Origin of the sequence: Comamonas koreensis (assembly GCF_021026195.1) — a bacterium.
Classification (GTDB): domain Bacteria; phylum Pseudomonadota; class Gammaproteobacteria; order Burkholderiales; family Burkholderiaceae_C; genus Comamonas; species Comamonas koreensis.
In genome coordinates, this window is sequence record NZ_JAJNCT010000021.1 from 24,479 (window position 1) to 43,108 (window position 18,630).

The window sequence follows — 18,630 nt, forward strand, 5'->3', positions numbered from 1 at the left end:
GCCAGAGGTTGAAGCAGAAATGCCTACAAGTTCGCTTAACACTGCAGCAACATGCAGGCTCGCGCGGCCACCGGGCCTGCCGACAAGCCATCGGGTACTATCAAAAATAATAGCAATGAATGCGGTGGATAAAGGACTTGTGCTGGATCGGCTTCAGGCGCGCATATCGATTCCCAAAAAGTGCCAAGTTGGCTGTGGGGTTATCCGGCTGGTTCTGGGGCTATTTGTTCAACAAACAACCGTACAAGCACAGACGTTTTCTGACAGACAGGGGGAAATCCCCATGGTGCAATAGAGGCATTCCACAGTACCCATCCCGCGTCGGGGTGGCAGAGGCCTCTGTTCAGCAGTTCCCGTCTCGGTGGAAAGGAGGTTCACCATGTTTCACCACCACAGCCATTGGTTAGATGCAGCCTCTTTTATTGCCTTGGTGCTGGCCGTGCTGCTGGCCTTCACATTAACGATCTGGCCAGGCACCAGCGCAGCTGCGGCAGACTCGCTGGCGCAGATGTTGCAAGGCGTGATCCAGGTCTGGAACCGCCCCTGAGTTTTTAAGCTTTCCGGTCGATGCCAGATGGCATCGGCCGTCTTATGACGAGCCGCCTGTTCTCGCGACAGGCGGCTTTTTGCTGCATGCGCCCGAGACCCTAGCTCTATATATGCGTTTGGAATGAGCTGATTTCGATAATTTCTGAGTGAGCGCAAGTTGGCAGGTTCATACTCGCTGCTTAGCTGCGCTGCTGAGATAAACGTGGAATCGTTTTGTCGGGTCAGCAGCTGTTTTTCAGATTGCTCGGAGTTTTTGATGTCTGCTCTTTTTTCCTTCGCCGCTGGGCGCCGTGCCGTGATGGCTGGCGCTGCCCTTGCTTTGATCGCTGCTGTGTCTCTGCCTGCCATGGCCCAGGATGCGGCCAAGAAGAGCCTGAAGATTGGCGCTACCGCTGGCTCCAACTACGACCTGCTGCAAAAAGGCATCCTGCCGCAGCTGGAGAAAAAGGGCTACCAGATCAAGCTCATCGAGTTCAACGACTATGTGCAGCCCAACCTGGCGCTGTCCGATGGCTCGCTGGATGCCAACTTCTTCCAGCACCGCGCGTACTTTGACCAGTTCACCTCCGACCGCAAGCTGGCGCTGACGGCCGTCGTGCAAGGCCCCGTGGCACCGATGGGCGTGTACAGCAAGAAGCACAAGACCCTGGCTGATATCCAGAACGGTGCCAAGGTGGCCTTGCCCAATGACCCGAGCAACCTGGCGCGTGCACTGCTGGTGCTGCAGCAGGCAGGCCTGGTCAAGGTGAAGGAGGGTGTGAACCCTGCTCGTATCTCCGAGCTGGACCTGGCCGCGAACCCCCACAAGCTCAAGTTTTTGGCGCTGGATGCGGCCCAACTGCCGCGCGTGCTGGAAGATGCCGATTACGTGGTCGTCAACGGCAACTTTGCCGTCTCCTCGGGTCTCAAGCTGAGCGAAGCCGTGGTGCTGGAGAACACGCCTGACCAGTACCTGAACGTGGTCGCCGTCAAGACCGGCAACGAGAAGAGCGCTTGGGCCCAGGACCTGGCTGCCGCCTACCGCTCGCCCGAGTTCAAAGCCGTGGTGGACAGCCAGTTCCCCGGCTACGCCAAGCCTGCTTTCCTGAAGTAAAGCATTGCGCCCGGCGTGCCGGGCGCAGTCAGTGCGTCCGCGCCTGCACCTCGGCTTCCAGATGCCGCAGCGCGCGCAACTCCATCTGCTGCAGCTGCAGGCGCTGCGCCGCTGGCAGCTCGTCCAGCATCGATGCCGCCCCCAAGTCGCTCAGCACCGCATCGCCGGTGGCTGGGTTCCACAAGATGTTGTGGGCATATACATCCCCATGCAACATGCCTTGGCCATGCAGATGCGCCACGGCACTGCGCACCTGTGCCAGCAGGCGCTGCGCGGCAGCCGCAGAAAACCGGGCACCATCGGCATAGACATCACGTGTGCAGCTGGCCAGGCTGGGTGGGCCCGCCAAAGGTTGCAGGCCGGGCGGCAGCAATGGCAATACCATCGCCAGTTCTTGTGAGCTGGCATCCACATCCGCCTGCAAAACCGCCAGCGGTGTCAGCAAATGTGGGTGCTGTCCCGCTGCCAGACCAGCCGCCATTTCTGATTGGGGCGTGCCGTCGCTGGTCTGCCCCGCCTTGAACACTTTCAGCGCTACATCGGGCCCACCATCCACAGCGCTGGCGCGGTAGATGTGGCCGCTGGCGCCCTGGCCCAGCAGCTCCTGCCGTTGTAGATCGTCACCGCGCCAAGCCGCTGCCGCGTTGGCCTGCAGCACCTGCTGCTCACTGTGCAGGGTCATCGGGTTGCCGGCCATCGCCAGCCAGGCCAGCGCTGGCATGGCCAGCACTTCGGGCGGCAGTGCTGCAAAGCGGTTGCCGGCCAGGCGCAGCAGCTCCAGCCGGGGGCTGTGGGCCAGGCCGCTTGGCAGGCTCTGCAGCTGGTTGCAGGCCAGCATCAGCTTTTGCAGGCGGGGGCGCTCGCCCAGGGTATCGGGCAACTCCGTGATCTGGTTGTCGGTCAGGATCAGCCAGCGCAACTGCGGCGGCAGGCTGTCGGCCGTCACCGTGCGGATCTGGCAGGCCTTGAAGCCCACCATCTCCAGCCGGGGCATGCGGCCCAGCACGCGCGGCAGTTCGGTGAACGGGTTGTTCGACGCAAACAGCACCCGCAACTGGCTAAAACGGGTCAGGTCATCGGGCAGGCTGGAGAGCTGGTTGCCGCTGAGGTCGAGCATTTCGAGGGTGTCTGCGAGCGCAAAAAGCTCGCGTGGAAACTCGCGCAGACCCGCAGTCAGCGTGATCTGGCGGGCTCCGCGTAGCGCACCGCTGTGCAGCTGCTCTTGAAGGGCTTGTAGGCTTTGCATGGCTGCACAGTGTAGGTGCTGGCAGCGCATGCCAACCCCAGATCTGGCTTGATTTGGGGTGTGCGGCGATTACTGGGTTCGCTCAATGCGGGTGATGGTCAGGCTGCCGCCTTCATCCTGCACATGAAAGCGCACCTTGTCGCCCGCGTTGAACTGCGCTATTTGCGTGGCGTCCTTTAACCCGAACACCATGGTCATCGGCGGCATGTCCAGGTTCTTGATCTCTTCATGGCGAATGGTCAGCTTGCTGCCACGCTTGTCCACGCGGGTGATCTCGCCTGCGGTCATCACCGCATCGGCGGCTGTGGCTGCCATGGGTGAGGATGCCGGTGCTGCGGCCGCAGCCGGTGCGGCGCTGCCATGGCTGGCGTGGTCGGCATGGTTCTGGGCCAGTGCCGGGGTCAGCAGGCTGCATGCCAGGGTGAAGACAGCGAGGGTAGAGGCCGTGGTGTTCATTCAATGCTCCAGGTTTCAATGCAAAAGATCAGTGCTCTCAGTGGCGGTAGGCACTGAAAACGCGGGTGGTGACGTCGCTGCCACCGCCAGTCCTGGTGACCAGCAGCACATCGAACGGGTCTTTGCGGCCGCCGTAGGCGGGGCCGTCCATGCCGGGGCTGCCTATGGGCATGCCCGGTACCGCAATGCCCAGCGCCTTGGGCTTTTGCTGCAGCAGCTTGCGCACATCGGCAGGTGGTACATGGCCTTCCACCAGGTAACCACCAACCAGCGCGGTGTGGCAGGAGCCCAGGCGTGCAGGCAGGCCCAACTGGGCGCGCACGGCGTTGTTGCCGTTGTCGTGGAGCTTGGCGCTAAAGCCGGCTTGCTCCATCAGCGCGATCCAGTCCTTGCAGCAGCCACAATTCGGATCTTTCCAGACTTCGATGGGCGTGGGGGCTGGTTGGGCCGCCAGCGCCGTTTGGCCCGTAGTGACGGCAGTGGCCAGGCCTAGGGCCAGCATCTGCAGCGTGCGGCGGCGTCGGTTGTTAAGGGGGTTGCGCATGGTGGGCTCCTGGCTGTGGTTCATCGTCATTCCGTCACCGTGAACGTGCCGGTCATCCCTGCCTGGTAGTGGCCGGGGATCAGGCAGGCAAAGTCAAAACTGCCGGCGCGGTTGAAGTGCCAGACCAGGTCCTCGCTTTTTTGCGGCGCCACATGGGCCATGTTGGGCTCGTCATGCTCCATGCCGGGGTACTTCAGCATCATCTGCGCGTGCTGTGCGAGCGTAGCCTTGGTGCCCAGCACCACCTCATGCATCACCTGGCCCTGGTTGAGCACACGCAGGCGCAGGGTTTCGCCCTTTTTGACCGTGAAGTGCGCTGGGGAGAAGCGCATGTCATCACCCATGTTCAGATCGATGCTGCGGGTGGCCTGCCTGGCATCGCCGGCAATGCCCCAGTCCATTTGCACTGGGGGTGCGGGGCGAGATGCTGCCGCTGTGGGTGCAGTGGCGTGGCTTTCATTGCCGTGTGCAAAGGCGGTGCTGGCGCTGGCCAGCAGGGTGCATGCCAGCAGGTGGGAAATAGTTTTCATAGGGTCACTCCGGGGTTCAGTGGTTGGCATGGCCGTTGGCAGGGGCCGGTTTGTGTACGCTGGGCGCGCCGGGGGCGGTGCCGGGCAGGGTTTGGCGTGGTGCCTGGGCGTCCAGCGGCACACCTTGCCATTCATAGGCCACGGTGCCTGCGGGCTGGGCATACCAGCCCGGGTCGCGGTAGTCCTGCGCGGCCAGGCCTTTGCGCACCTTGAAGGTGGTGAACATGCCGCCCATCTCGATATTCCCGAACGGGCCCTTGCCGGTCATCATCGGGAAGGTGTTGTCGGGCAGCGGCATCTGCATAGCACCCATGTCGCCCATGCCGCGCTCGCCCATCAGCATGTAGTCGGGGACGATCTTCTGGATCTTGCCGACCAGGCCCTTGTGGTCCACGCCAATCATCGTTGGCACGTCGTGGCCCATAGCGCCCATGGTGTGGTGGCTCTTGTGGCAGTGAAAGGCCCAGTCACCGGGCTCGTCGGCGATGAGCTCGATCTGGCGCATCTGGCCCACGGCCACATCGGTGGTCACCTCGGGCCAGCGCGCGCTGCGCGGCACCGGGCCACCATCGGTGCCGGTCACCTCGAACTCATGGCCATGGATATGGATGGGGTGGTTGGTCATGGTGAGGTTGCCCACGCGGATGCGCACCCGCTCGCCCAGGCCGGCCACCAGCGGGGTGATGGCGGGAAAGGCACGGCTGTTGAAGGTCCAGATGTTGAAGTCCGTCATCTCGGCCACGCGGGGCGTCATCGCGCCGGGCTCCACCGCATAGGCGCTGAGCAGGAAGGCGTAGTCGCGCGCCACATCAGCGATCTGCGGGTGGCGGCCTTTGGGGTGGGTGATCCACAGGCCCATCATGCCCATGGCCATCTGTACCATCTCGTCCGAATGCGGGTGGTACATGAAGGTGCCGGGGCGGCGCGCCTCGAACTCATAGACAAAGGTTTTGCCTGGCGGGATGTGGGGCTGGTTGAGCCCGCCCACGCCGTCCATGCCATTGGGCAGGCGCTGGCCATGCCAGTGCACCGTTGTGGCTTCGGGCAGGCGGTTGGTGACAAAGATGCGCACCCGGTCGCCTTCCACCACCTCGATCGTGGGGCCGGGCGACTGGCCGTTGTAGCCCCACATGTTGACAAAAAAGCCCGGTGCCACCTCGCGCACCACGGCCTCGGCCACCAGGTGGAACTCCTTGACGCCGGCGTTCATGCGCCAGGGCAGGGTCCAGCCGTTGAGGGTGACCACCGGCTGGTAGGGTCGGCCATTGGGCGGCGACAAGGGGGCGGCGGTATCGGCGCTGGTCTGGATAACGGGCTCGGGCAAGGCGGCCATGGCTACGGGGCTGACGGCGGCAGCCGCCACGGCCGAGGCGGCGCCGGAGAAGAATTGACGGCGTTGCATATCAGTGGCCTTGGGGTTCGGTTGGGGGCGCGGCAGGTGCTGCGGTGTTGCGGGCATCGCGCACATTGGCGCCAGTGCGTGACGGCGATGTGCCGCTCAGCGCCAGTTGCAGATCGGTCTCGGCGAGCCAGAAGTCGCGCTGCGCCTCGGTCGCCGTCAGCACCGCCTGGGTGGTGCTGCGGGCCTGGGCCAGCAGCTGCCAGACGCTGACAAACATGCCGTTGTAGCGGTAGATGGTCTCTTCCTGCACCAGCTGGGCGAGGGGCAACACTTCGGTCTGCTGCTGGTGGGCCAGGTCCCAGGCGGTGCGGTAGGCGTGCCAGCTGCTGCGTGCCTCGCTGCGTGCCCGGATGGCGCTCTCGCGCAGTTGCGCCGCATTGGCTTGCACCTGGTGGCGCGCCATGCTGCTGGCCGCTGACCCCCAGTCGAACAGCGGCAAGGGCACATCCAGCTCCCAGCCCCGGGTGCGGTCCTGGTGGCCGCTGTCCCGCTCGGTGCTGGTATTGCGGCTGTAGGTGGCGCCAATGTCGCCAAACACCGCGCCCAAGGCGGCCCAGCCTTGGCGGTCGGTGCTGACCTCCAGATTGCGGCGCAGCGCGCCCAGATCCAGGCGCTTGCGCAGTGCGGTGGCCTCGGCGTCGTCGCCGCTGCGCAGCTCGCTGGCCGCTTTGGGCAAGGGGGGCAGGGCCGGGGGCAGCGTAAACGCCAGCTGCTGGCCCCACAGGCCCATGCGCTGGGCCAGCTGCTCACGCGCTTGTTGCGCTGCCAGCCCGGCCCGCGCCAGTTGTGCGGCGGCTTGCTGCTGCTGGGCCAGCTCGCGTGCCTGGTCCAGCTTGCTGAAATTGCCCACTGCGGCCATGCGCCGGGCCAGCTCGCCACCCAGGGCGGCGGCCTCGTGCATGCGGGTGTGGGCGGCCAGCGCCTGCTCAGCGGCCACGGCGTTCAACCAGGCGCGGCGCGTGTCTGCGGCCAGCAGCAAGGTTTGCTGTGCTGCCTCCAAGGTGGCTTGCTCCATCTGCCATCCTTGCCAGCGGCTGCGCCAGGGCAGGGTCAGCAGATCGACTAGGCCAAAACTCAGCTTGCGCTCGATTTCGCGCTCATGGCCATTGCGCAACCAGCCCAGAGTCAGGCTGGGGTTGGGCAGGGTGATGGCCTGCACGCGCTGGGCATCGGCCACGCCCAGCTGCGCCAGTTGCACCTGGAGGCCCGGGTTGTTCAGCAGCGCGATGCGCACCGCCGTGTCCGCATCCACAGGCTGCTGCAGCCAGGCATTGATCTGCGTCTGTGCCGACTGCCGGGCTTGCGCATCGGTGGCAGGCAGCTCGGCCTGGTCGGGCAGGCGGCCTTGCAATTGCTGGGCGACATCGCTGCGCAGCCCATCGGGCGAGACGCTGGCGCAGCCGGCGAGCAGCAGTGCGGCGGCGAGGGTGGAAAGGCGAAGGCTCAGGCGTTTCATCGCTGGCCTCCTTGCATGCCGTGCTGGCCCTGCTGGTCGTGCGCGCCATGCTCGTGCATCTGCATCGAACCGGCCGGCATGGGCTGGGGCGCATTGGGGGCCGCCTGGGCTTTTTCCCACGCGATGACATCCGCATGGCCGCGTGCAAAGCCCGCCACGGCTGCATTGGCCTGGCGCCAATCACCGGGTTCTTGGACGATGCTGCCGCTGTGGACCAGCGGCGGGTGCTGGAGCGCGGCTGTGGGCGCGTTGGGATCGGTGGCGGCGGGCGCCCCGGTTTGGGCAGATAGCCAGCTGGTGACAGCCAGCCCGCCCGCGCCGGCAAGCCAGCGCAAGACATGCGCAGTGCGCATAGGGTTCTCCTGAAAGCTTGGTCAAAGCAGACGTCTGCACGGCAGCTGCCATGCGGACGCACCTCGGGTGTCAGCGATCAGGAAATGGGTGGTTTGGAGGCTTGGGCGAGCAGCGCGCTGGCAAAGGGCGCGCTGCCGCTGGCACGGGCCAGCAAAGAGGCGGGAAGGGCAGCAAAGCCCGCTCCGTTGAACAGGTCCACCGCCGAGTGGCAAATGCCACAGGCCGAGCAGCTGGCGCCGTGCTGGGCCGGGTCATGCTCGCTGTGCTTGCCATGGCTGCTGTGGTCACCATGGCTGGTGGCCTCGATCCCGGTAGCGCAGTGGCTGTGGGTTTGGAGGGCATCTGCTGTGCCGTGCTCGGCATGGTCCAGCATGCAGCTGGCGTGGTGTTCGGCCAGCGCCACAGGCATGACCGGTGCAACGATGCCCATCGCCATGGCGTCGCCCATGAGGCCGCGCAAGGCCAGCATCAGCATCAGCAACAGGGACAAACAGGCACGCATGGTGGGTTCAGACAGCGCAGGGTTCGGAAAGTTCCGCAGCGGCTGAGTGTAGCGCAAGCTGCATGCCAGCGGTGCTGGCAAAGCGTGGCTGAACAGTGGTGCCGCGGATCCGCCGTTCCTGAGGGCAGCCCTCAGGCCCGTACACGCAGGGCCTCGTCCAGTGCGCCGGCCAGCAGATCGGCGTGTTCGGTCTCAAAGGGCAGCGGTGGGCGGATCTTGAGGGTATCGCCCAGCGGGCCACTGGTGCTGATCAGCACGCCGGCCTGGCGCAGGTGGTTGACGACGGCGCTGGCCAGGCTGCCGCTTTGCAGCTGCACGCCCCAGTACAGGCCTTCGCCGCGGATCTGGGTGATGCTGCCGTGCTGGGCCGCCAGCGACTGCAACGCCTGCTGCAGATGACCGCCGACGCGGCGCACATGGGTGGGCGCATCCATGCGCTCCAGCTCATCGAGCACGGCCATGGCCACCGCCGCCGATACGGTGTTGCCGCCAAAGGTGTTGAAGTAGCGGCAGCGCTTGCCAAATACCTCCATCAGCGGCGTCTTCAGCACCAGCGCGGCGATCGGGTGGCCATTGCCCATCGGCTTGCCCATGGTCACCATATCGGGCACCACCGATTCGCGGCCAAAGGCCCACCAGCGGCCCGTGCGGGCAAAGCCGCCTTGCACCTCGTCGGCGATGAAAAGACCCCCGCGCTTGCGCACCGCCTGGGCAGCGGCTTCCAGGATGGGCGCGGCGTCGATGTGCACGCCATCGCTGGCAAACACGGTGTCGAGCAGCAAGGCGCTGACCGGCGTGCCACGCGCTTCCAGTGCTTCGGCAGCGGCATCCACCCTTTGGGCAAAGGCAGCGGCGGCGGCCTGCGCATCCATGCCCTGGAAGGCGGGCGGGTCGATGACTTCCACATGCGCTGCCGGCGGGCACAGCGACGGCGAACATTGCGCTAATGCCATGGTTACACCGTGGTAGGCATGGCGGGTGATGATCAGGCCCTGGCGGCCGGTATATTCCTGCGCCACGCGCAAGGCCAGGTCATTGGCTTCGCTGCCAGTGCAGGTGAAAACGCTGGTGTCCAGCTCGGCGGGGAACAGCGCCCGCAGGCGCTCGGCCAGCTGCACCACGTTGTCATGCAGGTAGCGGGTATGGGTGTTGAGCAGCTGGCTTTGCGCAATGAGCGCTGCATTGACTGCTGCGTTGGCATGGCCGACCACTGGCACATTGTTGTAGGCATCCAGATAGCGGCGGCCATCGGCATCAAACAGCCAGACGCCTTCGCCGCGCACCGGGTGCAGGGGCTCGTCGTAGAACAGGCGGTAAGAGGGGCCGAGCGCGCTTTGGCGGCGCGCCAGCAGGCGCTGGTCGTCTGCAGAAAGGGTTGGCATGGCGGGGTGCTCCAAAAGTCGGGTCAGGCAGTGGCCGGGGTGGTTGCGCTGCTGGCTGCGCGCTCAGCGGCAGGGGCGGCATGGCGCTGCAGCCAGTCGCCAACCATGTGGCTGAACAAGGCCGTGGCGGTGGCCTGGCTGCGCAGGATATAGACGCGGTTCTCGGGGTAGAGGCGGGCGCGCCAGGCGGTGATCACCATGCGCTGTGTGAGCCGGGCCAGGATCAGATCGGGCAGCAGCGCTTGCTCGGCAGCATGCAAGGGCAGCAGGCTCTCATAACCGGCCAGCATCGCGGCCAGCGTGGCATCGGGCGTGTCCGTCAGCGGCATTTGGTAAGAGGCGGCAATGGCCAGATCGGCCACGCGCGGGGCCAGCAGCATGTCGCCAAAGTCCAGCACACCGGCAATGCCCAGACCATCGTCGCTGGCCAGCAGGTTGCTGGGGGAGAGGTCGTTGTGGATGGTCTGCGTGGGCAGCTGCGGGCCCAGCTCTGCCAGCCGCTGTTCAAAAGCCGTCCAGAACGCGGCAATCTGCGCGCGCAGCTGGGCATCTTCCACCACCTCCAGCCAGGGGCGCAGCAGCGGCGCGCGGCGTGCATCCCATAAAAAGGGGCGCTCGGTAGCAGGATGGGCAAAGTCCGCCAAGGCGCCATGCAGCTGCGCAATCGCCAGGCCCCAGGCCTGCCAGGCGCTGGCATGGCGCTGCAGATCGCTGCCTGCCTTGCCATCGAGAAAGCTGTAGCAGCGCACGCGCGAAAGCTCACCCTCGGGGCTGCGCCATTCCAGCCAATCGGCGCCGGCACTGCCTTCGGTGGTGGCTGGGTGCCGCAACGGATGGTGCAAGGGCACCGGCACGGCGCAGCGGCCTGCCAGGTGCTTGAGCACTGCTATCTGCATCTCCGTCTCCGCCAGCGACTCGGCCGCGCTGATGAACTTGAGCGTGACGGCGCTGCCATCGGGCGAGCGGATCAGAAAGTTGCGGTCCCGCTCACCAGACAGTGGCTGCGCCTGGCCTTGGATGCCATAGGCCACGCGGGCCAGGGCTGCTGCTTGTTCCGCGCTCACCTGGGGCACCGCCGTCAGGAAGGCTTGGCTGGCTTGGGCCAGGGCATCGGGTTCATCGGATGGGGCAGAGGCGGCGGGCAGGGGGCGGTTCATGGCGGCTGGTGGCTGCTAGGTAAAACGGATGCGGGACTTTTATTTGATGTTTGATGCATCATAAAATCTATGGCCTGATTTAAACAGCAAAGCTGCTATTGAGCATTCGGGTAAACCTGAGTGCGTAAGTTGTGCTTATGATGCATCTTGCTGCGTTGAGCGGTTCCTGGTCAGGACCTTCTCGCAGACTGCAGTCAACCACAGAACACCCCGGAGGCAAAGGGCAGATGGCAGAGCGATTTGAGAGTGTCAACACCGAGAGCAAAGGCGACCAGATTTATGCCCAGCTGGCGCAGGCGCTGGTCAAAGGGCAGCTGCTGCCGGGTGAGCGGCTGAAGATACGAGAGCTAGCGCAGCAAATGGGCACCAGCGTGACCCCCGTGCGTGATGCCATCTTGCGGTTGGTGCAGCATGGCGTGCTGGTAATGCTCAGCCCCCGCGATATACGCGTGCGGCGGCTGACCTTGGACGAGTACCTGGAGATCCGCAATATCCGCGTGGAGTTGGAAGGCATGGCCGCCAGCCAGGCGGCAGTGCGTGCCACCGCCGACGAGGTGCAGCGCCTGGCGGAGCAGGTGCAGCAAAACGAAGAGGCGGTACGGCGCGGCGACATCGCCCAGGCGATTGCGCTGAACCAGGATTTCCACTTTGCGCTCTGCCAACTGGCGCGCATGCCTTTGCTGTCCGACATCTTGTACGGCCTCTGGCTCAAGATGGGCCCGTTGATTGCACAGAGCTACAGCGAAGGCGGCCGCAGCATGATCGACCACCATTACCCCGTCGTTGAGGCCTTGCGCCGCAACGACCCGCATGCTGCGCGGGTCGCTATTCAGACGGATTTGCTGTCTGGCGGGCAGTCGATTTATGAGCGTTTTGCAATGCCTGCACAGTGACGTTGCCTTTTGCCGGGGCGCAGGCCTGAAAGATGGAAATGCCTGGGCAAGGACCATTCTGATTTGGCGCATTCACAGTTTGACTCTTGGTATTTCAAACTGTTTTAAATGAAAATAAATGTTAAGTAGACACCTTGCCCGTCCGCTCTGATGGCGTGGTAACGGCACCTTTCGGTCATTGGTTGCGAATGAGATCAATTTCTTTTTTTAAAAATTCATGTAAAACATAGGTCTACTGTGTTGTTGATCTTGGTCAAGGTAAATCGCGTTGATAGAAAACAACGTTGACCGGTAGCGATTTGTATCGTAACCTGAGCGAATATTCATTTTGTGGATAAGCATGCCTATTGCAGTGCGCTTGTCTGCATTCAATGCCATATCCGTGCGCATGGGGGAGGTCCGAATGCCAATATCACGCATCACCAAATGCAAGCCAACGGTTCTGTGTCAATCGTTGATGGTGGCCCTTTCGATGATGTGTGCTGCGCAAGTGCAGGCAGCCCCCAATTACTGGGTCGGGCCTGGTCAGATCACCGACGATACCGCGTGGTCCTTTGGGGTCGCCAATGGCAGTGGCGCCAATGTCATCAATTCCGTGGCTCCTGCAGCACTCTGGAGTGTTACAAATGCCAATCCAGGCTTTTACACTTCGCATGGGATGTATATCGGGTCTGGCGTTCCCGGTGCTTTAAACATCACGGCCAATACTGACATTTCCTCCGTTTATTTCGGGGTGGGCAACAGCGCTGACCCTGACATGCCAACGCTTTCGGTGGTGGATCCACTCTTTCGCGTAGGCGATGCCGGCGGTACAGGCACGTTGACCTTCGATGTCAGCAGCGCTCCCGTGTCATCTGGCGGCCCTCGCGTGCAGACCAGTTCCACGGGCTTAGGCGTCGGCCTGGGGGCCGGCAGCTCAGGTCAGGTAAATGCTTTGGGTGCAGGCAAGACCGCAGAGCAGTTGGGTTATAGCTCCCCGAATGCGGTGGTGTTTGGGTACTCCGATCAAAGTACAGTGATCGGTCAATTGGGTGGTCAAGGCCAGGTCCATATTGACGGGGCCGGGCTGGTGTTCCAGACAGGGGAGGCTAACCGTCCTGGTACGCCGGACCCCTTGCGGTATTTCGCCGTGGGCGATGGTGCGGGCGGCAATGGCTCGGTGGACATTTTGGGCCATGGCAAACTTGCATCCGGCAATCCGATCTACAGCGATACCTCGCAAAAAGGCGCTTTGCTGCCGTTCAGCTTTATTGGCAAGGATGCGGGCGTAGGTACGGTCACCGTTCAGGCAACGGCCAGCGGCTTTGCCAACCAAGCAGATTTCCACACGGGACTTGCGGTGGGAACCAATGGTGGTGATGGCGTCCTGGATATATTGGCGGGCGGGAAATCGCTGGTCAGCAACGGCTCAACCTATGGGTCTGCGGGGATTTGCCAGGCCAATAACTCAGCGCAGTATCCGATTGCACCCGCGTCCCTGCTGATCAGTGCAGACAGTACTGCCACTGGTTTGGTCCGCGCAAGCGGCAGCGGTACGCAATTGCTGGTGTCGGGCAAGTCCCCTAGTGAATACGATCCGTCTTCCGTCAGTCTGATCCAAGAGCATTCCATCGGTCAGGTGCAAATAGGCAGTGGCGGCAGCCTAGTGACGGCAGTGGATGCGACCGTGAAAGTCGGCGTCAACCGCATTTATTACCAGACCTCTCCAGACGGAACCCCCTTCTTTACCAATACCTTTCTGGGCGGAGTGGGGCCTGTGAACGTGGCTGGTACAGGAAGCGTTGTCTATGGCTCTGAGACTGCTACGGCCGCTGCGCCGGGCAAGATCGAGGCCTTGCAGATCAATCTGCAGTCAGCCACTGCGCAGCTGCGCTTCAACCATACGGGTAATCTGAATTTCAACCTCCCCCTGGTCGGCACTGGCCAACTGGTGCAGCAGTCGGGTACGACAGTGGTGTCTCCTACGCTGGCAGGCTTGCCGGCACTGGACCCGGCGGTATGGAAATTTGATACGGTGGCGCCGTGTGTGCCCGCGGTGGCCACGAGCTACCCAGTCGACCAGTCCGGTTTTGCCGGCGGATTGGATGTGCGAGGTGGTGTGTTGCAGTTGCCGGCCACGAATGTATTGCCCGCGTTGACAAGCACCAAGATCACAGGCGGCACCCTGGCACAAGGCGGCACAAACCAAAACCTGGGGGCGGTGACACAGACGGGAGGGGTACTGCAGCTGACGGGCGGCAGCGCACCTGGTGCCACTGATACCGCCAATGCCAGCACTTGGGCGGGTGGTGGCGGTGTGGTGCAACTCGATACGGTATTGGCGGCAGATGACAGCCCTAGTGACAAGCTCCACATCACCGGTGCGATCAGCGGCACGACCATACTGCAGATCAGCAACCTAGGGGGGGCGGGTGCGCAGACCACGGGTGATGGGATTTTGGTGGTGCAGGCTGACAGCGCCAATGCAGCCAACAGCTTTGCTCTGGCCGCGCCGTTGATCATTGGTGGCTTCCAGTACCAGCTCAAGCAAGTGGGCAACAACTGGTACCTGGCATCCAGCCCTTATGTCGGGCCGCCTGTTGCACCTACACCTGTGCCTGCCATGTCCTGGCTGGGACTCTTGGGCTTGGGTGGGTTGCTGGCTGCTTTCTCGTCGCGCTCGCTGCGCCGACGTGTTTCCGAACAGGGCTGATCATCAACGATAGCTGGTTGGCTTATGCAGATCGAGTTGGTTGATTGATGACTCAAGCGAACGCACAGCCTGCTGTGCCCATGTTCTATAGCGGATTGACCGCGCTGGATCCTGCCCTGCATCTGGGCTGGGGCTTGCGCGGTCAAGCCAACTTCTCTACAGCTGCTGCGGCCAATGCCGTGCCTTTGGGGGTGGGGGAGTTCTGGCATGCCAGTGCCCATTACCCGATTGTGTTCGGGCCTGCAGGCGTTACCGGGTTTCCGATTGCCATCACGGCTTTGGTGGAAGGGCGCAACCTGTTCGTCGATGCGGCAGGCCAGTGGTTGCCTGACAGCTATGTGCCGGCATGGCTGCGCCGCTACCCGTTCTGGATGCAGCCGGACCCCGATGGCCAGAATGCCAGTTTCTGGTTTGACCCGCATGCCCAGCAGGTGGTGCCGTTGCACGAATATGCCGATGCGCGCCCGCTTTTCGATTACCAGGGCAACCCCAACCAGGCGCTGGCGCAGATCGTGCAGTTTTGCCAGCAATGCCAAAACGATGCCAACCACACCTACGCCTTTATGCAGGCGCTGGAGCAGCACCGCTTGCTGGTAGACCGCCAGGCGACGGTAGAGCTTTCGGCGGGCCAGCCATATTCACTGGGCGGTTTTCGGATGGTTGATATGGAGGCCTACCATCGCCTGCCCGATGCCGTGCTGGGCTCCTGGGTGCGCAAAGGCTGGGCTTCGCTGGTAGCTCTGCACCATATGTCGGTGCAGCAGAACTGGCAGCGGCTGCTGGCCTTGCACCGCAGCCAGAATGGATAAGATGGCGCGGTGGCTAGTTTGATCAGCGCATGTGAGGTGGTGGCATGAGTACAGGTGGTTTCCGGATTCCTCTGCATGGCGCGCAGCCGGCCGCCATGCAGCCTGTCACCGGCACGCGGGTGCATATCGACACCCCGCATCTGGTGACCCGCAGCCTGCTGGCCTCCGATGTCACGCCCGAGTTTGCCCAGTGGTTCAACGACGCGCAGATGCTGCAGGGCCTCAATTTGGCGCCGCTGAATTTCTCGGTCGATGGCCTGCGCGCATTTGTAGCAAGTTTCGACAATGTCCAGCATTTTTTGATCGGCATCTTCAGCAAGCCGCAGGGGCAATTGCTGGGCTTCTACAACTTCAGCGTTGCGCCCCAGCACCGTGTGGCTACCCTGACCTTGGGTGCCGATCCGAAGATCAAGATCGGGCGCGAGGTTTTCTGGGAATCCTGGTTCCCGTTGTGCGATGAGATGTTCGACCATCGAGGTATCGACAAAATCACCTCCCGCGTGCTGACCACCAATCGCAAGCTGCTTTTCGCGTTGATCGACACCGAGCATTTCGTCTACGAAGCCACGCTCAAGCAAGAGATTGCGGGCAAGGATGGCAAGCGCCTCGATGTGATGGTGCTGTCTTGCTTTAAAGACCTGAGCCTGCGCCCCAAAAAAGCGAGCACGGCTCCAGCCCCAGATGCCTGAGCGAAAAATTGGCGGATTTGCGCATCTGCTCCAGGCGCTGGCGCATGCGGCCGCTTTCCCCAGTCAGTCATTGAGCTGGTTTGATGGCCGGGGCCGTCTGCAGCAGACGCTGAGTTATGCGCAGTTGCTGGATAAAGCACGAAGCTATGCCGCGCAACTGGCGCGGCGTGTGGAAGCTGTGCCTTCCCATGCCGATGGCATGGGCCCCAGGCTGGGCATTGTCGCCACGACGGGCCCGGATTTCTTGCCGGCCTTCTGTGCCAGCCAGTGGCTGGGGGGCGTGCCATGTCCACTGCCAGCGCCTGGCCCTCTGCAGGATTTCTCCCGCTACACCCAGGCGTTGCTGAATATGTGCCGCGCCGCTGGTATCAGCCTGGTCATGGGCCCCCGGCCACTGCTGGCGCAACTGCAGGCAGATGCGCAGTGGGACGTGTCTACGCTGTCCTTTGAGGAGTTGGCCGCAGAGACAGCTGATGGCCTGTCGGGGTCCCCGCCGATGCCACAAGCTGTTGCGCCACAAGCCATCGCCTATGTGCAGTTCAGCTCGGGCTCCACCGGCCAGCCCAAAGGGGTTGCCATCTCCCATGCGGCGCTGATGCACAACATCGACGCGATTCTTCAGGCAGGCATGGCGCTGACGGCCCAAGACCGCGCTTTCTCCTGGCTGCCTTATTACCACGATATGGGCTTGGTGGGCTTTGTGCTGGCGCCCCTGTGCGCTCAGGTCAGCGTGGACTATCTGGCACCGTCGGCCTTTGCCCGCAGGCCGCAGTTGTGGCCTGGCTTGATGGCCGAGCGGGGCAGCACCATCACCTATGCGCCCAACTTTGCCTGGCCGATGGCGGCCAGGTCGGCCAAGTTGGTGGACGCGCATGCACGTCTCACTGGTCTGCGTATTGCCGGCGTAGGGGGCGATTATGTGGATTACGCGGCTCTGCAGGCCTTTGCTGAGGCGTTTGCACCGCATGGCTTTGTGGCCGATGCGTTCAAGCCCAGTTATGGTTTGGCAGAGGCGACCTTGGCAGTGACGATGAGCGATAAGCCATTTGACAGCCTGCCTGCCTATGTTCATATCGACGGCCGACAGCGAGTACGTGCAGTGGCTGCGGATGACGCTAGCGCCAAGCCCCTGGTGGACTGCGGCCGGCCCTTGCCCGGCTGGACGCTGCAGGTGCGTGATGCTGCCGGCCAGAAATTGCCGCCAGAGGTGGAGGGTGATATCTGGCTGCAAGGGCCAGCCCTGCTATCGGGCTACTTCAGCGCGGGTGTGCTCCAGCCCGTTCCTGCCAGCCAAGGCCTAGCCACCGGGGACCGGGGCTTTCTCGCCGCTGGCGGTTCGCTGTATGTGACGGGGCGCAGCAAAGACTTGATCGTCATCCATGGCCGCAATGTGTGGCCATCGGATGTAGAAGCTGCCGCTAGCCAGTGTGCGGGTATTGCGCAAGAAGATATGCAGCTGTTGCATGCCAGGAGCCCTGCAATGGGCCAAACTGCTCTGGTGCTGCTGTTGCACGAGAAAGCGCTGCGCCAGTCGCCAGAGCCGCAAGCATTGGTGCTCGCCGCTGCTGCGGCAACGGCCGTGGCCGGCGGGGCCGTGCGCGCTTGCGTGGTAGCCAATGGATCGATTGCCTATACCTCCTCAGGTAAGAAGGCCCGTGCATGGACCTTGGCGCGCTTTGAGCAAGGGCAGATTCCCATCCTTGCAGACTCTGATGCAGCACCAGCGTCCGGTCTGTCCATGCTGTCTCCGCCGTCCCATCAGCACCACTAGCACTATGCTTACCGCCGACACCACAGAACCCCATCCAAGCCTGAACACCATGTCCCATCCCCAGCTTGCAGCCATCCAACGCATCATCTCCGAGAGTCTGCTGATTCCTGCGCAAAGCATCCATCTTGAAGACCCCATTGCGGGCCTGCGCAATATCGACAGCCTCTCGTTCGAGATGATCATCGTGGCAATGGAGACGGAATCGGGCCAGGCCATCGACCCCGTCAGCCTGATGCCCGTCAAGACCGTGGGTGATCTGGCCGATTTGCTGGGGCAATTGAAGGCAACGCCGCAAGGCGGCGCGTAGCGGAGTCCGTCAGCCATGGCATCTTGCGACGTGCTCACCATCATCACGGGCGCCACCCGGGGCCTGGGGCAGGCCATGGCTGTGCAGTTGCTCGCCCAGCCCCAAGCCTGCGTTTTGCATATTGCCCGCCATGCCAGCGACACCTTGGCACAAGTGGCTGCAGCGCGGGGAGCTAGCCTGTGGCAATGGCAGGCGGATCTGGTGGATGCTTCTGCGGTGGCCGCTGAGTTGGCCCAGTGGTTAAGCCAGCACGATGCGCATTGGCAAGAAATTCGCTTGATCAACAACGCAGCGGTGCAGGCAGAACAGATTGCGCCAGTGGCCATGACACCCGCCGCTTCTTTACGCCAGGTGCTGCGGGTGGATTTGGAGGCACCGATGCTGCTGACGGCTGCATTCTTGCAGGCGACGGAGGGTCACGCCGCCCACGGAACCCGGCGCAAGGTGCTCAACATCTCGTCCGGGTTGGCGCGCCTGGCGGTTGCCTCCATGGCATCGTACAGCGCCGCCAAGGCGGGTCTGGACCAGTTCACGCGTTGCCTCGCGCAGGAAGAAGCGGCCAAGTCTCAGGGCGCGCTGGTGTGCGCGCTGCACCCGGGGGTGATCGATACGGGCATGCAATTGCAGATGCGCGAGACCACCACGCAGCTCTTTCCCGCTGCCGACCGGTTTGGCCAATTGCACCTCGGGGGCCGATTGTGCAGTGCCGAGCAGGCCGCGCAAACGGTGCTGCAGGTGCTGGACGGCCCGCACTTTGGCAAACAGGCCATTGTCGAGTTGCCCGTCTGAGCGAGGGCC

The 18,630-nt window shown here is 63.2% G+C and carries 19 protein-coding genes; 8 read left to right on the forward strand and 11 right to left on the reverse strand.

All coding sequences use genetic code 11. The features are described 5' to 3' along the window. Positions 1 to 384: 384 nt before the first annotated feature. Positions 385 to 897 carry a hypothetical protein gene (locus LPW39_RS16160; RefSeq protein WP_230778349.1) on the reverse strand — a complete coding sequence of 171 codons (513 nt, stop codon included), beginning with the start codon at positions 895 to 897 and terminating at the stop codon, positions 385 to 387. Between LPW39_RS16160 and LPW39_RS16165 the strand changes: the two genes are divergently transcribed. Further along, complete coding sequence (locus LPW39_RS16165) at positions 806 to 1,642, forward strand: MetQ/NlpA family ABC transporter substrate-binding protein (protein WP_230777384.1); 837 nt, start codon at positions 806 to 808, stop codon at positions 1,640 to 1,642. The two genes, LPW39_RS16160 and LPW39_RS16165, sit on opposite strands and share 92 nt — an antisense overlap. A gap of 28 nt (positions 1,643 to 1,670) precedes the next feature. Here the strand turns inward: LPW39_RS16165 and LPW39_RS16170 are convergent, their stop codons facing one another. The 10 genes from LPW39_RS16170 to LPW39_RS16215 form a co-directional block, all read right to left on the reverse strand. Then, on the reverse strand, positions 1,671 to 2,888 hold the full coding sequence (locus LPW39_RS16170; RefSeq protein WP_230777386.1) for a leucine-rich repeat-containing protein kinase family protein: 1,218 nt from the start codon (positions 2,886 to 2,888) through the stop codon (positions 1,671 to 1,673). 69 nt (positions 2,889 to 2,957) lie between these two features. After that, the gene (locus LPW39_RS16175; protein WP_230777388.1) at positions 2,958 to 3,344 is read right to left on the reverse strand and encodes a copper-binding protein; all 387 of its coding nucleotides are present in this window, start codon (positions 3,342 to 3,344) and stop codon (positions 2,958 to 2,960) included. Between the two features lie 37 nt (positions 3,345 to 3,381). After that, positions 3,382 to 3,888 carry a DUF411 domain-containing protein gene (locus LPW39_RS16180; protein ID WP_230777390.1) on the reverse strand — a complete coding sequence of 169 codons (507 nt, stop codon included), beginning with the start codon at positions 3,886 to 3,888 and terminating at the stop codon, positions 3,382 to 3,384. 26 nt (positions 3,889 to 3,914) lie between these two features. Next, the gene (locus LPW39_RS16185) at positions 3,915 to 4,418 is read right to left on the reverse strand and encodes a cupredoxin domain-containing protein (protein WP_230777392.1); all 504 of its coding nucleotides are present in this window, start codon (positions 4,416 to 4,418) and stop codon (positions 3,915 to 3,917) included. A gap of 16 nt (positions 4,419 to 4,434) precedes the next feature. Continuing rightward, positions 4,435 to 5,820, reverse strand: a complete 1,386-nt coding sequence (locus LPW39_RS16190; RefSeq protein WP_230777394.1) for a multicopper oxidase family protein — start codon at positions 5,818 to 5,820, stop codon at positions 4,435 to 4,437. Position 5,821: 1 nt separating this feature from the next. Then, positions 5,822 to 7,276, reverse strand: coding sequence for a TolC family protein (locus LPW39_RS16195; RefSeq protein WP_230777402.1), 1,455 nt, complete (start codon positions 7,274 to 7,276; stop codon positions 5,822 to 5,824). Further along, positions 7,273 to 7,629 (reverse strand): hypothetical protein, encoded by a 357-nt coding sequence (locus tag LPW39_RS16200; protein ID WP_230777404.1) that lies wholly within the window; start codon positions 7,627 to 7,629, stop codon positions 7,273 to 7,275. Before LPW39_RS16200 ends, LPW39_RS16195 begins: the two co-directional genes overlap by 4 nt. 77 nt (positions 7,630 to 7,706) lie before the next feature. Continuing rightward, a complete protein-coding gene (locus LPW39_RS16205; protein ID WP_230777406.1) occupies positions 7,707 to 8,120 on the reverse strand; it encodes a hypothetical protein in 414 nt (137 codons plus the stop codon). 143 nt (positions 8,121 to 8,263) lie between these two features. Then, positions 8,264 to 9,514, reverse strand: coding sequence for an aspartate aminotransferase family protein (locus LPW39_RS16210; protein ID WP_230777408.1), 1,251 nt, complete (start codon positions 9,512 to 9,514; stop codon positions 8,264 to 8,266). A gap of 23 nt (positions 9,515 to 9,537) precedes the next feature. Next, positions 9,538 to 10,671, reverse strand: a complete 1,134-nt coding sequence (locus LPW39_RS16215) for a phosphotransferase (protein ID WP_230777422.1) — start codon at positions 10,669 to 10,671, stop codon at positions 9,538 to 9,540. 227 nt (positions 10,672 to 10,898) lie between these two features. On the opposite strand from LPW39_RS16215, the gene LPW39_RS16220 reads away from it, so the two are divergent. The 7 genes from LPW39_RS16220 (at position 10,899) to LPW39_RS16250 (ending at position 18,621) form a co-directional block, all read left to right on the forward strand. Continuing rightward, a complete protein-coding gene (locus tag LPW39_RS16220) occupies positions 10,899 to 11,564 on the forward strand; it encodes a GntR family transcriptional regulator (RefSeq protein WP_230777425.1) in 666 nt (221 codons plus the stop codon). 340 nt (positions 11,565 to 11,904) lie between these two features. Beyond that, a complete protein-coding gene (locus LPW39_RS16225; protein WP_230777427.1) occupies positions 11,905 to 14,256 on the forward strand; it encodes an autotransporter outer membrane beta-barrel domain-containing protein in 2,352 nt (783 codons plus the stop codon). A gap of 47 nt (positions 14,257 to 14,303) precedes the next feature. Continuing rightward, positions 14,304 to 15,065 carry a SapC family protein gene (locus LPW39_RS16230; RefSeq protein ID WP_230777429.1) on the forward strand — a complete coding sequence of 254 codons (762 nt, stop codon included), beginning with the start codon at positions 14,304 to 14,306 and terminating at the stop codon, positions 15,063 to 15,065. Between the two features lie 44 nt (positions 15,066 to 15,109). Continuing rightward, complete coding sequence (locus LPW39_RS16235; protein ID WP_230777431.1) at positions 15,110 to 15,754, forward strand: GNAT family protein; 645 nt, start codon at positions 15,110 to 15,112, stop codon at positions 15,752 to 15,754. Further along, positions 15,747 to 17,525 carry an AMP-binding protein gene (locus tag LPW39_RS16240; RefSeq protein WP_230777441.1) on the forward strand — a complete coding sequence of 593 codons (1,779 nt, stop codon included), beginning with the start codon at positions 15,747 to 15,749 and terminating at the stop codon, positions 17,523 to 17,525. The genes LPW39_RS16235 and LPW39_RS16240 overlap by 8 nt, the downstream gene beginning before the upstream one ends. A 49-nt stretch (positions 17,526 to 17,574) precedes the next feature. After that, entirely contained in the window at positions 17,575 to 17,832 is a 258-nt protein-coding gene (locus LPW39_RS16245; RefSeq protein ID WP_230777442.1) for an acyl carrier protein, read from the forward strand. Between the two features lie 15 nt (positions 17,833 to 17,847). After that, entirely contained in the window at positions 17,848 to 18,621 is a 774-nt protein-coding gene (locus LPW39_RS16250; protein ID WP_230777451.1) for an SDR family NAD(P)-dependent oxidoreductase, read from the forward strand. The last annotated feature ends 9 nt before the right edge of the window (positions 18,622 to 18,630 follow it).

Bases quoted from the DNA above. Each gene is read 5' to 3' on its own strand.
- LPW39_RS16165 (WP_230777384.1), top strand. From the start codon at position 806: ATGTCTGCTCTTTTTTCCTTCGCCGCTGGGCGCCGTGCCGTGATGGCT.
- LPW39_RS16160 (WP_230778349.1), bottom strand. From the start codon at position 897: ATGGCAGGCAGAGACACAGCAGCGATCAAAGCAAGGGCAGCGCCAGCC.
- LPW39_RS16170 (WP_230777386.1), bottom strand. From the start codon at position 2,888: ATGCAAAGCCTACAAGCCCTTCAAGAGCAGCTGCACAGCGGTGCGCTA.
- LPW39_RS16175 (WP_230777388.1), bottom strand. From the start codon at position 3,344: ATGAACACCACGGCCTCTACCCTCGCTGTCTTCACCCTGGCATGCAGC.
- LPW39_RS16180 (WP_230777390.1), bottom strand. From the start codon at position 3,888: ATGCGCAACCCCCTTAACAACCGACGCCGCCGCACGCTGCAGATGCTG.
- LPW39_RS16185 (WP_230777392.1), bottom strand. From the start codon at position 4,418: ATGAAAACTATTTCCCACCTGCTGGCATGCACCCTGCTGGCCAGCGCC.
- LPW39_RS16190 (WP_230777394.1), bottom strand. From the start codon at position 5,820: ATGCAACGCCGTCAATTCTTCTCCGGCGCCGCCTCGGCCGTGGCGGCT.
- LPW39_RS16195 (WP_230777402.1), bottom strand. From the start codon at position 7,276: ATGAAACGCCTGAGCCTTCGCCTTTCCACCCTCGCCGCCGCACTGCTG.
- LPW39_RS16200 (WP_230777404.1), bottom strand. From the start codon at position 7,629: ATGCGCACTGCGCATGTCTTGCGCTGGCTTGCCGGCGCGGGCGGGCTG.
- LPW39_RS16210 (WP_230777408.1), bottom strand. From the start codon at position 9,514: ATGCCAACCCTTTCTGCAGACGACCAGCGCCTGCTGGCGCGCCGCCAA.
- LPW39_RS16215 (WP_230777422.1), bottom strand. From the start codon at position 10,671: ATGAACCGCCCCCTGCCCGCCGCCTCTGCCCCATCCGATGAACCCGAT.
- LPW39_RS16220 (WP_230777425.1), top strand. From the start codon at position 10,899: ATGGCAGAGCGATTTGAGAGTGTCAACACCGAGAGCAAAGGCGACCAG.
- LPW39_RS16225 (WP_230777427.1), top strand. From the start codon at position 11,905: ATGCCTATTGCAGTGCGCTTGTCTGCATTCAATGCCATATCCGTGCGC.
- LPW39_RS16230 (WP_230777429.1), top strand. From the start codon at position 14,304: ATGACTCAAGCGAACGCACAGCCTGCTGTGCCCATGTTCTATAGCGGA.
- LPW39_RS16235 (WP_230777431.1), top strand. From the start codon at position 15,110: ATGAGTACAGGTGGTTTCCGGATTCCTCTGCATGGCGCGCAGCCGGCC.
- LPW39_RS16240 (WP_230777441.1), top strand. From the start codon at position 15,747: ATGCCTGAGCGAAAAATTGGCGGATTTGCGCATCTGCTCCAGGCGCTG.
- LPW39_RS16245 (WP_230777442.1), top strand. From the start codon at position 17,575: ATGTCCCATCCCCAGCTTGCAGCCATCCAACGCATCATCTCCGAGAGT.
- LPW39_RS16250 (WP_230777451.1), top strand. From the start codon at position 17,848: ATGGCATCTTGCGACGTGCTCACCATCATCACGGGCGCCACCCGGGGC.